11 protein-coding genes and 4 tRNA genes are annotated in these 15,265 nt (G+C 58.6%); 3 read left to right on the top strand and 12 right to left on the bottom strand.

Annotation, left to right across the window (positions count from 1 at the left end; genetic code table 11):
- On the bottom strand, positions 1 to 822 hold the full coding sequence (locus TU82_RS03410) for a DUF2242 domain-containing protein (protein ID WP_057721697.1): 822 nt from the start codon (positions 820 to 822) through the stop codon (positions 1 to 3).
- Between the two features lie 232 nt (positions 823 to 1,054).
- Between TU82_RS03410 and nhaA the strand changes: the two genes are divergently transcribed.
- On the top strand, positions 1,055 to 2,395 hold the full coding sequence (gene nhaA, locus TU82_RS03405) for a Na+/H+ antiporter NhaA (protein WP_057721696.1): 1,341 nt from the start codon (positions 1,055 to 1,057) through the stop codon (positions 2,393 to 2,395).
- A gap of 210 nt (positions 2,396 to 2,605) precedes the next feature.
- Here nhaA and TU82_RS03400 read toward each other — a convergent pair whose 3' ends face one another.
- From TU82_RS03400 to TU82_RS03355, 10 genes are all read right to left on the bottom strand, one after another.
- Positions 2,606 to 4,480, bottom strand: coding sequence for a SurA N-terminal domain-containing protein (locus tag TU82_RS03400; RefSeq protein WP_057721695.1), 1,875 nt, complete (start codon positions 4,478 to 4,480; stop codon positions 2,606 to 2,608).
- A 231-nt stretch (positions 4,481 to 4,711) separates the two neighbouring features.
- Positions 4,712 to 4,984, bottom strand: a complete 273-nt coding sequence (locus tag TU82_RS03395; protein WP_003174819.1) for an HU family DNA-binding protein — start codon at positions 4,982 to 4,984, stop codon at positions 4,712 to 4,714.
- A 150-nt stretch (positions 4,985 to 5,134) separates the two neighbouring features.
- On the bottom strand, positions 5,135 to 7,531 hold the full coding sequence (gene lon / locus TU82_RS03390; RefSeq protein ID WP_057721694.1) for an endopeptidase La: 2,397 nt from the start codon (positions 7,529 to 7,531) through the stop codon (positions 5,135 to 5,137).
- 190 nt (positions 7,532 to 7,721) lie between these two features.
- Complete coding sequence (clpX, locus tag TU82_RS03385) at positions 7,722 to 9,005, bottom strand: ATP-dependent Clp protease ATP-binding subunit ClpX (protein ID WP_017136464.1); 1,284 nt, start codon at positions 9,003 to 9,005, stop codon at positions 7,722 to 7,724.
- A gap of 112 nt (positions 9,006 to 9,117) precedes the next feature.
- Positions 9,118 to 9,753, bottom strand: a complete 636-nt coding sequence (clpP, locus tag TU82_RS03380; protein WP_003174822.1) for an ATP-dependent Clp endopeptidase proteolytic subunit ClpP — start codon at positions 9,751 to 9,753, stop codon at positions 9,118 to 9,120.
- 91 nt (positions 9,754 to 9,844) lie between these two features.
- Positions 9,845 to 11,155: a trigger factor gene (gene tig / locus TU82_RS03375; protein WP_057721693.1), complete on the bottom strand. Its 1,311-nt coding sequence runs from the start codon at positions 11,153 to 11,155 to the stop codon at positions 9,845 to 9,847.
- 397 nt (positions 11,156 to 11,552) lie between these two features.
- A tRNA-His gene (locus TU82_RS03370) sits at positions 11,553 to 11,628 on the bottom strand.
- Positions 11,629 to 11,705: 77 nt separating this feature from the next.
- Positions 11,706 to 11,790 (bottom strand) — tRNA-Leu (locus tag TU82_RS03365).
- Between the two features lie 57 nt (positions 11,791 to 11,847).
- Positions 11,848 to 11,923, bottom strand: a tRNA-His gene (locus TU82_RS03360).
- Positions 11,924 to 11,955: 32 nt separating this feature from the next.
- Positions 11,956 to 12,032: transfer RNA gene (locus tag TU82_RS03355), tRNA-Arg, on the bottom strand.
- A gap of 274 nt (positions 12,033 to 12,306) precedes the next feature.
- Here TU82_RS03355 and folD point away from each other — a divergent pair.
- Both folD and pbpG read left to right on the top strand, forming a co-directional pair.
- The gene (gene folD, locus TU82_RS03350; protein WP_057721692.1) at positions 12,307 to 13,161 is read left to right on the top strand and encodes a bifunctional methylenetetrahydrofolate dehydrogenase/methenyltetrahydrofolate cyclohydrolase FolD; all 855 of its coding nucleotides are present in this window, start codon (positions 12,307 to 12,309) and stop codon (positions 13,159 to 13,161) included.
- A 209-nt stretch (positions 13,162 to 13,370) separates the two neighbouring features.
- A complete protein-coding gene (pbpG, locus tag TU82_RS03345) occupies positions 13,371 to 14,294 on the top strand; it encodes a D-alanyl-D-alanine endopeptidase (protein WP_057721691.1) in 924 nt (307 codons plus the stop codon).
- Between the two features lie 115 nt (positions 14,295 to 14,409).
- On the opposite strand, the gene TU82_RS03340 is transcribed toward pbpG, so the two are convergent.
- Positions 14,410 to 15,072 (bottom strand): peptidase C39 family protein, encoded by a 663-nt coding sequence (locus TU82_RS03340; protein ID WP_057721690.1) that lies wholly within the window; start codon positions 15,070 to 15,072, stop codon positions 14,410 to 14,412.
- Positions 15,073 to 15,265: the final 193 nt, after the last annotated feature.

The following is a 15,265-nucleotide window of genomic DNA, read 5'->3' as shown; positions in this document are numbered from 1 at the left end:
TTACTGCGCTGGCGTTGGCAGGGGTGGAATCGCCTCGGTCGGCGCCGGCAGGCTGGGATTGGTCGGCGCGGGCGCAGGCTCGGTTACCGGGGCCGTCGGTGCCATCTCCGGTACTGGCTCTACGCTCGGCGCGATGGGGGCGGCCTCGGGTGGCGGTGCAAGTGGCTGGGAAGCGGCAGGCGTCACAGGTGTCGCCTGAGGTGCCTCGAGTTTTTCGGTGGCCGGCGCGGCTTTCGGTTCCGGCATGCCAAGCTCGTCCTTGGGCTTCTCGGGTATATGCTCAGCCTGCTTCACTTCCTGGGGCAGGAACACATCCACCAAGGCAAAGTAACGCTCGTAGAACTTGGGCGCCGAGACGGTCTCGCTCGCTACCTTGACCATCGAGTCATCGGTGGAGCCGATGGGCATCGACACCGAACCCAGCACCCCAACCCCCAGACTGGCGGAGTTGTTGACCTTCTTCAGCGCATAGCGGTCCTGCAAGGCGTTGGCAAACATCGTCGAGTGATTGCTGCCTTTGCCATCAGCGGCACACACCACGTTGAAGCTGATCTGCAAATGGGTCTCGCCGGTCTGCTGGAAACTCTTGTTACCGGCCACCAGCTTCGGATCGCTGCTGGTGATGATATAGCCCTGGCTCAGCAGGGCACGGCGCGCTGCTTCACAGGCCGCCACATCGCTCACCGGGTAATCGCGGGAAAACGTACCGGAGTCGTCGAAATTCTCATGTTCATAAATAGCGCTCTTGGGTGACGAGCAACCCGCCGCGCCCGCCAGCACCAGCGCCAACCCGAGGTTTCGCAAGTGAAATGATGTCGACATCGAAAATCCTGAGAAAAACAGTCCGGGCGGTATTGTGCAACAGAACACCGCATTGGCGCGCGCATTCCTGTCGGTAAAACGTCACAGGTTTTTTGAACGGCGCCGGCGACTATGACAAGTTTGTTTACAACTTATTCCCCAAGTTCCTATTATCGCCCTGGGTGCGTTGCTGCATACGGCACAGCGCAGGTTAAACGATAAGCGTTGGTCGGGCCGCCAATGGAGACTTGTCGTGCCTGATAAACACCGCGCTATCCCCCGCCCCCAGCGTTTGACCGAGGGCGCACTGTCCGCCCTTGAGCGCTTTTCACATATTGAGGCCGTCAGCGGCATTGTCCTGCTGCTGGCCGCTGTCGTAGCCTTGATCTGGGCCAACAGTCCGGCGGCCGATACCTATGAACACTTCTGGAACACGCCGGTCACCCTTGGGCTGGGCGACTACAGCGTGTCGCGTTCTCTGCATTTTCTGGTCAATGACGGCCTGATGACCATCTTCTTCCTGGTGGTGGGCGCTGAGATTCGTCAGGAAATCAAGGACGGCGCGCTCGCCAACCTGAAGCTGGCCACCTTGCCATTGGGTGCTGCGCTGGGCGGCGTACTGATGCCGGCGATCATTTACACCCTGCTCAACCACGGCACCGCCGCCGCCAGTGGCTGGGCCGTGCCTACCGCGACAGACATCGCCTTTGCCGTCGGCGTATTGGCATTGTTGGGCAAGTCGATTCCCAGTGGCGTGCGCGTTTTGCTGCTGGCCCTGGCAATCATTGATGACATCGTGGCGATCCTGATCATTGCCGTGTTCTTCACCGCCAGCCTCGACTACATGGGGCTGGTGATTGCCGCCGCCGGGCTCGCGCTGGTGCTGGTGTTCCAGCGCATGGGCATCGGCAAGGCCGTTATCTACCTGCTGCCTGGGGCGATCGTGTGGTTCGGCCTGCTCAAGACCGGCGTTCACCCGACCCTCGCCGGCGTGATCCTGGGGCTGATGACGCCGGTCAACTCCAAGCCCGCCAACGAGCGCCCGCTGGACACCATCGGCCGTACGTTCGACGAATTGATGGAGCGCTTCTCCCAGTCGCCTGAAGGCCCTGGACACGTTGCCGAGCCGCTCAAGCAATTGCGCGAAGCCCAGCGCGAACTGTTACCGCCCGTGCAGCGGGTGCAATCGGCGTTGCACCCGTGGGTGGCATTTGGCGTGATGCCGCTGTTCGCCCTGGCCAACGCCGGCGTAAGCCTGAGCGGCTTCAACCTGGACGATCCGCTGCCCCATGGCGTGTTCATGGGCGTTATCTTCGCCCTGGTGCTGGGCAAGCCCCTGGGGGTGATGCTGGCGAGTGTCATGCTGGTCAAGCTCAACCTCTGCAAGCTGCCGGACGGCGTTACCTGGGCGGGCGTTGGCCTGGTGGGTCTGTTGGCGGGGATTGGTTTTACCATGTCGATCTTTATCTCGTCCCTGGCGTTCTCCGACCCGGCCTTGCTGTCGGCGGCCAAGCTGAGCGTGTTGACGGCCTCGACCCTGGCCGCAGTCATCGGGCTGACCTGGGGCAGGCTCAGGTTCTCGGTCCCAGGCTGATCGTTCCCGCTCTGCGTGGGAATGCCGCCCTGGACGCTCCGCGTCCTGCTCTCGGCGCAAAATCCGGCACCTGCGCAAGAGTGACGCAGAGCGTCACGGGATGCATCCCCACGCGGAGCGTGGGAACGATCAAGAGCAGTCCCGGGCTTTAATGCGCGCAAAAAAAGACCCCGGCCTTCTCAGGCCGGGGTCTTTTTATTCAAGCCAACATCAGAACTTCTTGATGTCTGCCTGGGTTTCCAGCTGCTTGCGGTACGCCGCGAAGTCCTGCTGGCCGATACGGGAAGCGAGGAAGCGGCGGTATTGCGCTTTTTCTTCGTCCGTAGGGGCTGCCGCTTCGTTGACGCCGTTCAAGCGCACGATCATCAGGCTACCGTCGCGCAGAGTGACGGTGGTGAAGGTCGGCTTGCCCTTGGCGGCAGGCTTGGGCATGCGGAACAGCGCTTGCAGCACGGCAGGGTCGACGCCTTCCTGAGCACGGGTGGCCGCCTCGGTCACCTTCCAGTCCTGGCCGTCAATCGGCTGGTCCAGTGCGGTCTTGCCATCACGCAGGCTGGCGATCAACTCGTCGGCATGGGTTTTGGCGGCAGCGCTCGCACGCTCCTTGGTCATCTGCGTGCGGATCGCCGCCTCAACCTTTTCCAGCGGCAGCTGGGCAGGCTTGAGGTGTTCTTTGGCGCGCAGCACGATGATGGTTTCAGGGTCCAGTTCGATGGCGCTGCTGTTGGCCCCCTCATCCAGCACTTCCGGACTGAACGCAGCGGTGACCACGGCACGGTTGGCCGCGACGCCTTCACCACCTTCCCGGCCGAACGGCGCCGAGGTGTGTACAGTCAGCTTCAAGTCAGACGCTGGTTGTGCCAGGTCGGAGGCTTCGAATGCCGCATCTTCCAATTGCTTGGTCGCTTCGACAAACCGCTGTTCAACCTGCTGGGTCTTGAGCTCGCGGGTCAGTTTGTCTTTCAGGCTGGCGAACGTCGGCACCTCTGGCGCTTCAACCCCCAACAGCTTGATCAAGTGCCAACCGAAGGCTGAGCGCACCGGCGCGGATACCTGGTCCTGCTTCAAGCCGTACAGCGCCGTCTCGAAGTCCGGATCGTAGACGCCGGGACCGGCAAAGCCCAGATCGCCACCGTTGTTGGCCGAGCCCGGATCCTGCGAGAACTCCTTGGCCAGCGCGTCAAACTGTTCGCCCTTGGCCAGGCGCGCCTGGATGTCTTCGATCTTGGCCTTGGCTTGCGCCTCGGTGACCTTGTCGTTGACTTCGATCAGAATGTGCGCGGCACGACGCTGTTCAGCGAGGTTGGCGGTTTCTTTCTCGTAGGCGGCCTGCAGCTCATCGTCCTTGACGGTGACCTGGTCGAAGAAGGACGACTTCTTCAGCTCCAGGTAGTCGATGACGACCTGGTCCGGGGTCATGAACTCCTTGGCGTGCTGGTCGTAGTAGGCCTTGACTTCGGCGTCGGTCAGTTTCACCGCTGCCGGGTCAGCCTTGATGTTGACGGTGGCGAAATCGCGCGTCTGTTTTTCCAGACGGGCGAATGCCTGCACCTCGGCATCGGTCACGAAACCACTGCCGGCGATGCCTGCGCGCACCTGGCCGATCAGCATTTCCTGGGTCATCATCTGACGGAATTGCAGGCGGCTGTAGCCCAGTTGACGAATCACCTGGTCAAAGCGCTCGGCGTTGAACTGGCCGTCCACTTGGAACTCCGGCGTCTGCAGGATCACCTGGTCCAAAGCCGCTTCCGAGAAGCCGAACTTGGAATCCGCAGCGCCTTGCAGCAGCAGCTTGCGATCGATCAGGCCCTTGAGGGCCGCGTCGCGCAGCAGCTTCTCGTCCAACAGGGAAGCATCGAAATCCTTGCCCAGTTGTTGCATCAGCTGGCGCCGTTGCATATCAACGGCCTGGCTCAATTCAGTCTGGGTGATTTCCTCACCGTTGACCTTGGCCACGTCCTGCTTGTTATTACCCGAAGCCTGGAAAATAGCCTCGATACCGGTGAACGCCATCAATGCGACGATGATCCCGATAATGGTCTTGGCAATCCAGCCTTGTGAATTGTCCCTGATATTTTGCAGCATGCGTCCCCCAGAAACGGTTGAACATCAAAAATTGGCAACCGTGGAGCGTGGGTAGAATCCGGATAGAAGAAAGGCGCATCCGAGGATGCGCCTTCTCGTAACTGGCGGAGCGGACGGGGGTTTGAACTCTGACCCCCGGCGTGGCAACCCGATGGATACTCGGGCCAGCTACCGCTCCGCTGCCAGGCCAGACCTGCGTCCGACCCGGGTAAGCAAAGGCTTGATCGAAGCTTAGTTAACGGCTTCTTTCAGGGCTTTACCGGCTTTGAAACCTGGTTTCTTGGCAGCAGCGATTTGCAGTGCTTTGCCGGTCTGTGGGTTACGGCCAGTGCGAGCTGGGCGGTCAGTCACAGAGAAAGTACCGAAGCCTACCAGTACCACGGAGTCGCCGGCCTTCAGAGCGCCAGTGACGGATTCGATTACTGCGTCCAGCGCACGGCCGGCAGCAGCTTTCGGGATATCAGCGGATGCAGCGATAGCATCAATCAGTTCCGACTTGTTCACTCTAAGTCCCCTTATATATCTATGAGTATGATTCTAAGTTTTTTTGGTAAAAAGCAAAAACCAGTGCTGGATGGCCTACAGACACTTAAGAGCCGCTTTATAACAAGGGCTCTAAAAAGCTGTCAAGGAAGCCCCCCAGGCTCCAACACTTTAATGCGTGCTAATTCTTTCCTTGGAATCCGACTCGCGCTTTTCGTCCTTCGCGACAATCTCCGGAGCCACATCCGGCAAGGGCTCCGGCGCGTATTGCAGCGCAATTTGCAGGACTTCGTCAATCCATTTAACCGGTTTGATCTGAAGATCCTGTTTAATATTGTCAGGAATTTCCTTGAGGTCGCGGACATTCTCTTCGGGAATGATCACGGTCTTGATTCCACCCCGGTGTGCGGCGAGTAATTTCTCTTTCAGGCCACCAATGGCCAATACCTGGCCGCGCAGGGTAATCTCACCGGTCATGGCCACATCGGCACGCACCGGAATGCCGGTCAATGCCGACACCAGGGCCGTACACATGCCTACACCCGCGCTGGGGCCATCCTTCGGGGTCGCCCCTTCCGGCATGTGGATATGGGTGTCGTGCTTCTGGTGGAAATCCAGAGGGATACCCAGGCTCTTGGCACGGCTGCGCACCACGGTCTGCGCGGCGGTGATCGATTCGACCATCACGTCGCCGAGGGAGCCGGTCTTGATCAACTGACCCTTGCCCGGGATCACGGCCGCTTCGATGGTCAGCAACTCGCCGCCCACCTGGGTCCACGCCAGGCCAGTCACCTGCCCTACCTGATCCTGCTGCTCGGCCAGGCCGTAGCGGAATTTACGCACACCGAGGAAATGTTCCAGCGCATCGGCCGTCACCTTCACCAGGAAGCGTTTTTCCAGTGCATGTTCCTTGACCGCCTTGCGGCAGATCTTCGCGATCTGGCGTTCAAGGCCCCGTACACCGGCCTCGCGGGTGTAATAGCGCACGATGTCTCGGATCGCTTCGACGTCAAACTCGATCTCGCCTTTCTTCAGGCCATTGGCCGCCGTCTGCTTGGGCGCGAGGTATTTGATCGCAATGTTGATCTTCTCGTCTTCGGTATAACCCGGCAGACGAATCACCTCCATCCGGTCCAGCAAGGCGGGTGGAATGTTCATGGAGTTGGAGGTGCACAGGAACATTACGTCGGAGAGGTCGTAGTCGACTTCCAGATAATGGTCGTTGAAGTTGTGGTTCTGCTCGGGATCGAGCACCTCGAGCAACGCCGAGGCCGGATCGCCACGCATATCACTGCCCATTTTGTCGATTTCATCGAGCAGGAACAGCGGGTTGCGCACGCCCACTTTGGTCATCTTTTGAATCAATCTTCCTGGCATCGAACCGATATAAGTCCGGCGATGTCCGCGGATTTCCGCTTCGTCACGCACACCGCCAAGGGCCATGCGCACGAATTTGCGGTTGGTCGCGCTGGCGATGGACTCCGCCAGAGAAGTTTTACCCACCCCGGGAGGACCGACCAGGCACAACACAGGACCGCGAATTTTCTTCACGCGCTTTTGCACGGCAAGGTATTCGAGGATCCGTTCCTTGACCTCTTCAAGGCCGTAGTGATCGGCATCGAGGATTTCCTCGGCGCGGGCCAGGTCCAGGCGCACCTTGGTCTGTGCTTTCCACGGCACCTGCACCAGCCAATCGATGTAGGAGCGAACCACGGTGGCTTCGGCCGACATCGGCGACATTTGCTTGAGCTTGTTCAGCTCGGCCGTCGCCTTGGTCAGCGCGTCCTTCGGCAGGCCGGCGGCATCGATACGCTTTTTCAGCTCCTCGATCTCGTTATGGCCTTCCTCGCCGTCGCCGAGCTCTTTCTGAATGGCCTTCATCTGCTCATTCAAATAGTACTCGCGCTGGCTGCGCTCCATCTGTTTCTTCACGCGGCCACGGATGCGCTTCTCGACCTGCAGCAGGTCAATTTCGCCATCCAGCAATGCCAGCACATGCTCGACACGGGCCGACAGGTCGATGATTTCGAGGATGTCCTGCTTCTGCTCGATTTTCAGCGCCATGTGCGCAGCCATGGTGTCAACCAGGCGGCTCGGTTCATCAATGCTGTTGAGGGACGACAGGACTTCAGCCGGGACTTTCTTGCCCAGTTGCACATACTGCTCGAACTGCGAAAGCAGGCTGCGCACGAAGACTTCGGATTCACGCTCAGGGGCTTCGACTTCGTCGATCAGCGCCACTTCGGCGCGCAGGTGGCCGTCCACCTCCATGAAGCGCTCTACCGCGCCGCGCTGCTCGCCTTCCACCAGTACCTTGACGGTACCGTCGGGCAGCTTGAGCAATTGCAGCACAGTCGCAACGGTGCCGACGCGATACAGGGCGTCTTCGCCCGGATCATCATCAGCAGGATTCTTCTGGGCCAGCAGCAGGATCTGCTTGTCGCCCGTCATCGCGGCCTCGAGGGCTTCGATAGACTTCTCGCGCCCCACGAACAGCGGGATAACCATGTGCGGATAGACGACGACATCACGCAACGGCAGGAGAGGCAATTCGATGGTTGTCTTCATGATTTCGCCTCTATGACAGTTCAAAAATAAGCTTGAAACCAAGATGGGGGTTGCATGCAAAAAAAACAAGCTCAATGCCAGCAGTTAAACGCATGAATAAACGCGATTTAATCAGCCGTCATGCAAAAACACCCCAAAAAAACAAGGGGCCCCAAAAGGCCCCTTGCTTGTACCGCCACTGCAAAGACGCTTACGCGTCAGGTGCAGCCTTGGCAGCCGGCTCACTGTTTTCATAGATATACAGTGGCTTGGACTTGCCTTCGATAACGCTTTCGTCGATCACCACTTTGCTCACCTCGGACTGCGAGGGGATTTCGTACATGGTATCGAGCAACACGCCTTCAAGGATCGAGCGCAGACCACGTGCGCCGGTCTTGCGCTCCAGGGCGCGCTTGGCCACTGATTTGAGCGCGTCGGTACGGAACTCGAGGTCCACACCTTCCATCTCGAACAGTTTGGCGTACTGCTTGGTCAGGGCGTTTTTCGGCTCGGTGAGGATCTGAATCAACGCCGCCTCATCCAGCTCGTCCAGCGTCGCCAGGACCGGCAGACGACCGACGAATTCCGGGATCAGACCGAACTTGACCAGATCGTCAGGTTCGACTTCACGCAGGGACTCGCCCACCTTCTTGCCTTCTTCCTTGCTGCGCACTTCCGCGCCGAAACCGATGCCACCACGCGTGGAACGCTGTTGGATGACCTTTTCCAGCCCGGAGAACGCACCGCCACAGATAAACAGGATGTTACGCGTATCGACCTGCAGGAATTCCTGCTGCGGGTGCTTGCGGCCACCTTGCGGCGGTACCGAAGCGACCGTGCCTTCGATCAGCTTCAACAGAGCCTGCTGTACGCCTTCACCGGAAACATCCCGAGTGATCGACGGGTTGTCCGACTTGCGCGAAATCTTGTCAATTTCGTCGATGTAGACAATACCCATCTGGGCCTTCTCTACGTCGTAGTCGCACTTCTGCAGCAGCTTCTGAATGATGTTCTCGACATCTTCACCCACGTAACCCGCCTCGGTGAGGGTGGTGGCGTCGGCGATGGTGAACGGAACGTTCAGCAGGCGAGCGAGGGTTTCCGCAAGCAGGGTCTTACCCGAGCCTGTAGGGCCGATCAGCAGGATGTTACTCTTGCCGAGTTCGACTTCGTCGCCTTTCTTGTCACGCTGGTTCAAGCGCTTGTAGTGGTTGTACACCGCTACGGCCAGAACCTTCTTTGCACGCTCCTGACCAATCACGTACTGGTCAAGGATGCCGCTGATTTCTTTAGGCGATGGGAGTTTGTGCGCACTGCTCTCGGCCTGGGCTTCCTGCACCTCCTCGCGGATGATGTCATTGCACAGGTCGACGCATTCGTCGCAGATAAACACCGAGGGGCCGGCAATCAATTTGCGTACTTCATGCTGGCTTTTGCCACAGAAGGAGCAATAGAGCAGCTTGCCGTTGTCCTCGCCGTTGCGGGTGTCAGTCATTCGTTCGATCCAAATCCGATAGGCTTGCAACACAAGATGAAGGCTTATGCGGGCTTTTTCAAGCCCGCCAGTGGTCGGACATGCCGACCAGCCCTATTTTGAGCGGCTTATATTAAGCGGGGCGCTTTTCGATCACTGCGTCGATCAACCCGTATTCACGGGCGGCTTCAGCGCTCATGAAGTTATCACGGTTGGTATCACGCTCGATTTCTTCAAGTGTGTGCCCGCTGTGCTTGGCCATCAGCGTGTTGAGGCGCTCACGAATGAAGAGGATTTCCTTGGCATGGATTTCGATGTCCGATGCCTGGCCCTGGAAACCGCCCAGTGGCTGGTGAATCATCACGCGTGAGTTCGGCAGGCAGTAACGCTTGCCCTCGGCGCCGGCGGTCAGCAGGAATGCACCCATGCTGCAGGCCTGGCCAATGCAGGTAGTCGACACGTTTGGCTTGATGAACTGCATGGTGTCGTAGATCGACATGCCCGCCGTCACCGAACCGCCCGGCGAGTTGATGTAGAGATGGATGTCCTTGTCCGGGTTTTCCGCTTCAAGGAACAGCAGCTGCGCACAGATCAGGTTGGCCATGTAGTCCTCTACCGGGCCGACCAGAAAGATCACTCGCTCCTTGAGCAGGCGCGAGTAGATGTCGTAGGCGCGTTCACCACGAGCGGACTGCTCGACAACCATCGGGACCAGGCCGCCTGCGGCCTGGATATCAGAGTTCTGCTGAATATAGGAATTACGGAACATGCTCTGCAGTTACTCCCAAATAGTCATGTCTTGAAAACGCATAAGCCAGCGCGAGGCTGGCTTATGGTTGAATTTCCAACGAGTTGGACAATCAGTCGGCTTGTGCTGCTTCCGCCGGTTTGACTGCTTCTTCGTAAGAGACCGCTTTATCGGTCACCTTAGCCTTCTGCAGAACAGTATCCACAACTTGTTCTTCAAGCACAACCGAACGTACTTCGTTCAGTTGCTGGTCGTTCTTGTAGTACCAAGCCACGACCTGCTCAGGTTCCTGGTAGGCCGAGGCCATTTCCTGGATCATTTCGCGAACACGGTCTTCGTCAGGCTTGAGGTCGAACTGCTTGACCACTTCAGCCACGATCAGGCCCAGCACGACGCGGCGCTTGGCTTGCTCTTCGAACAGCTCGGCCGGCAGTTGGTCAGGCTTGATGTTGCCACCAAACTGCTGAACCGCTTGAACGCGCAGGCGATCCACTTCGTTGGACAGCAGTGCCTTGGGCACTTCGATCGGGTTGGCGGCCAGCAGACCGTCCATGACCTGGTTCTTGACCTTGGACTTGATGGCCTGGCGCAGCTCGCGCTCCATGTTCTTGCGAACTTCGGTGCGGAAGCCTTCGATGCCGGTTTCCTTGATGCCGAATTGAGCGAAGAACTCTTCGTTCAGCTCTGGCAGCTTAGGCTCGGAAACGCTGTTGACGGTCACGGTGAACTCGGCGGCTTTGCCGGCCAGGTCCAGGTTCTGGTAGTCAGCAGGGAATTGCAGGTTCAGAACGCGCTCTTCACCGGCCTTGGCGCCGACCAGGCCGTCTTCGAAGCCCGGGATCATGCGGTTGGAGCCCAGCACCAGCTGAGTGCCCTTGGCGGAGCCGCCAGCGAATACCTCGCCGTCAACCTTGCCAACGAAATCGATGTTCAGCTGGTCTTCGTTCTGGGCGGCACGCTCGGCCACTTCGAAACGGGTGTTCTGCTTGCGCAGGATTTCCAGCATGTTGTCCAGGTCCGAATCAGCGACGTCGGCGCTCAGGCGCTCGATTTCGATGCCTTCAAAACCGGCCACTTCAAACTCTGGGAAGACTTCGAAAGTAGCAACGTATTCCAGGTCCTTGCCAGCTTCCAGGGACTTGGGTTCGATCGAAGGCGAGCCCGCCGGGTTCAGCTTCTGCTCGACAACGGCTTCGTAGAAGGAAGCCTGGATCACGTCACCTACAGCTTCCTGGCGCGCATCGGCACCAAAACGACGCTTGATTTCGCTCATCGGCACTTTGCCTGGACGGAAACCAGCGATCTTGGCCTTCTGGGCAGTCTGCTGCAGACGCTTGTTGACCGCAGTCTCGATACGCTCTGCCGGCACGGTGATGCTCAGGCGGCGCTCGAGAGCAGTAGTATTTTCAACAGAAACTTGCATGGATATTCCTCGTTGCACAGACATTAGCCGGCCATTTCCGACCCCAATCAAGGGCATGCATTCTAGTGGGTCAAACTCAAGAAGTCACCCTACTGGAAATACACCTGAAAACAGCCGGCAATTTATCGGTACGAAGGCACTGAAGTACCTCGCCCCGGTGACAAATACAGCCAATTGCGCCAGGGCTCTGCGCCGCCCTTCTATATAAAGAAGAGCAGCCATTCATCTCCCTGACGGCGCGCCCCGCGAACGGCGCGAGCAGGCAACGCGGCATCATCGAGATACACAAATGCGACGAAACGCGCTGCCGATGGGGCCCACTACCGCGACCGCCGAACTATCAAACCGCCAAAACCAAAAAAGGCGCCAGACTGTTAAATCTGGCGCCTTTCGAATATGGGGTGGACGAAGGGGATCGAACCCTCGACAACGGGAGTCACAATCCCGTGCTCTACCAACTGAGCTACGCCCACCATATTGCGTTAACAAAGAAACCAAACCACTTCTTTGTTGAACCCTTCCCTGCCTTTCGACGGGACCGAGCTTTATTTGGTGCGGATGAAGAGACTCGAACTCTTACGCCTCGCGGCGCTGGAACCTAAATCCAGTGTGTCTACCAATTCCACCACATCCGCGCTTGAAGCTCTTAAAGCAAAGGCGCCAGACGATTAATCTGGCGCCTTTTCAAAATATGGGGTGGACGAAGGGGATCGAACCCTCGACAACGGGAGTCACAATCCCGTGCTCTACCAACTGAGCTACGCCCACCATCTAGCGCTACTTGTGCCAAAGCTGCCTAATGGCGCACCCGGCAGGACTCGAACCTGCGACCATCCGCTTAGAAGGCGGATGCTCTATCCAGCTGAGCTACGGGCGCCTGATTAATCTGTACTCTTGGAGGATTACAAACTAAGTGTTTCCAGCCTTGCAGGACAACAATTCTGCTCGACTTTCTAACCAGTGCTAGGCTGTGCCCGACAAGTGCGACGAATAGTATAGAGCGACCTGAAACCCGTCAAATCTTTTTTGAAAAAAACTGATTTTATTTAAGGGCTTAGGCCAATTTGCAGACCAAGCGCCTTTGCCCTCGCGCCCTGGCGTGCGAGAATGCGCGCACTTTTCTTCCCCCTCTCGATGGTTAATCACGCGTAATGACTGCACAACTTATCGACGGCAAATCAATCGCCGCCAGCCTGCGCCAGCAGATCGCCAAACGCGTCACCGAGCGTCGCCAGCAAGGCCTGCGCACGCCCGGCCTCGCGGTGATCCTGGTCGGCAGCGATCCTGCCTCTCAGGTTTATGTCTCGCACAAGCGTAAAGACTGTGAAGAGGTCGGCTTCATTTCCAAAGCCTACGACTTGCCTTCGGACACCACTCAACAGGCCCTGACCGACCTGATTGACAGCCTCAACGATGACCCGGGCATGGACGGCATCCTGCTGCAGTTGCCGCTGCCCGAGCATCTGGACGCTTCCCAACTGCTGGAACGCATCCGCCCGGACAAAGACGTCGATGGTTTCCATCCTTATAACGTCGGTCGCCTGGCCCAGCGCATCCCGCTGCTGCGCCCCTGCACGCCCAAAGGCATCATGACCCTGCTGGAAAGCACCGGGGTTGATCTGTATGGCCTCGACGCAGTCGTGGTTGGCGCATCGAATATCGTCGGCCGCCCGATGGCCATGGAACTGTTGCTGGCCGGTTGCACCGTGACCGTCACCCATCGCTTCACCAAGGACCTCGCCGGCCACGTTGGCCGCGCCGATCTGGTCGTGGTCGCCGCCGGCAAGCCAGGCCTGGTAAAAGGTGAGTGGATCAAGGAAGGCGCCATCGTCATTGACGTCGGCATCAACCGCCAGGACGACGGCAAGCTGGTGGGCGACGTGGTCTACGAGACCGCCCTGCCCCGCGCCGGCTGGATCACGCCGGTTCCGGGCGGTGTAGGCCCGATGACCCGAGCGTGCCTGCTGGAAAATACGCTGTATGCCGCTGAAACCCTGCACAGCTAATAACCAGGCGTACTGAAAAAGCCCTGCCTTATCGCAGGGCTTTTTATTGCCAGGAGAAAAACTGTTTTTTCTTAGTTTTTAAGCACTTTCGTCTGGTTCTGGAAGAACATTCGACAGTTTCTGATCCATACTCCTAGAATGTAACGTCATTTTTCATAAAACCCGTGTCCACACGGTATTTCCTTACTTTCTTTAGCGAGTTCATCCGCGTGAAAATTCGTCTTTCTCTCGTCAGCCTGTTTTTTGCTTTCGCAGGCACCTTCGCCCACGCCGCCGAATCCACCCTGGCCCCGCGTGACGCTTCCAAACTGCAAATCGCTTCCGGCAGCGCCATGCTGGTGGATTTGCAGACCAACAAAGTCATCTATGCCAGCAACCCCGACGTGGTAGTGCCCATCGCGTCCGTCAGCAAGCTGATGACCGGCCTGATCGTGCTGGAAGCCAAGCAGAACATGGATGAATACATCGACATCAACATCACCGACACGCCGGAAATGAAAGGCGTGTTCTCCCGCGTGAAGATCGGCAGCCAGATGCCACGCAAGGAAATGCTGCTGATCGCGCTGATGTCCTCGGAAAACCGCGCCGCCGCGAGCCTGGCCCACCATTACCCGGGCGGCTACGCGGCGTTCATTGCGGCGATGAACGCCAAGGCCAAGGCGCTGGGCATGACCAGCACCCATTACGTGGAGCCTACCGGCCTGTCGATCCACAACGTCTCGACCGCCCGCGACCTGAGCAAGTTGCTGGCCTATGCGCGCAAATTCCCGATGTTGAGCCAGTTGAGCACCACCAAGGAAAAGACCGTGGCGTTCCGCAAGCCCAACTACACCCTGGGTTTCTCCAACACCGATCACCTGATCAATCGTGCCAATTGGGACATCAAGCTGACCAAGACCGGCTTTACCAACCAGGCCGGGCATTGCCTGGTGCTGGTCACGAGCATGGGTAACCGCCCGGTGTCGCTGGTGATCCTGGATGCCTTTGGCAAGTTCACTCACTTTGCCGATGCCAGCCGTATTCGCAGCTGGGTCGAGACCGGCAAGGGCGGCGCGGTGCCGGATGTGGCATTGCGCTACAAGGCTGACAAGAATCTGAAGAACCGTGCGGGTGTGGCAGAAGTGCGCCGCTAGTCAACTGACAACACCGATCAAATGTGGGAGGGGGCTTGCCCCCGATAGCGGTGGGTCAGATACATGAATATCTACTGATCCACCGCCATCGGGGGCAAGCCCCCTCCCACATTTATTATTTTCGTTCTGCCAGGACTTTTAGCGCCTGGGCCGCCGCCTGTTCCTGCCCGGCCTGCGCCGTTGCGTTCGCCGCCTCCCGCCAGCGCTGCGCATCCACATTCGCCGGCAACTGGCTCGGACGCTGGGTCAGGATCGCCCAATGTCCCGCGCTCTTCCACGCCGACTCAAAGTCACTGAAGCGCATCATCAATCGCCGCTCCCTGCCGGAACGCAGCAGCACCGTGCTCTTCTGCTGATTGAACCCCACCACCACGACATAGCGTGGCCCGGACCAGAAGCTGGAGTTGATGCGTGCCATCACCGGGTAACCGGCCGCCACCTGCGCCAACACAGCGGTGAGCCTGGCCTCCAGCGGATACACCATCAGCCCGTACTCACGCGCCAGCTTTTGCATGTTGCGCTCAAGGTCCGCTTCGGCACCCGGCAGGCGCAGCGGCTTATCGAGCAGCCCCGGTGTCATGACAATGCCTTGTTGCGACAGCATGCTGGCCAGAGCCGTAGGACCGCTCTGATAAGCCTCGCTGCGAAAGGTCGGCACGCCGTTGAGTTCAACCCGCTCCGGCAGGCCGGGGAGTTTCGAGGGCTGGCTGGAACAGGCCGTCAGCCCCAGGGCACAGGCCAGCAGGAGGGTTGTTTTGAGGTTCGACCGTAAGCGCAATGTTTGACTCTCTTGATCAACTGCCGGTGAGGGCCCCGATCATAGGACGCTCTTGGGCAGGGGTATAGCCTCAAGTGTCGATAAAACGCCCGCCATAGAGCAAACACGTTGGACGGACACGACCATTGGTCAATAGCAGGCAACCGCCGGGTAGCTAGACTGTCCATTGAGAAGACTGTGTGTACCCCGGACG

The organism is Pseudomonas orientalis (assembly GCF_001439815.1).
GTDB lineage: Bacteria > Pseudomonadota > Gammaproteobacteria > Pseudomonadales > Pseudomonadaceae > Aquipseudomonas > Aquipseudomonas orientalis.
The sequence above is the reverse complement of the archived record's forward strand: the minus strand, read 5'-3'. Positions and strand labels throughout refer to the sequence as shown.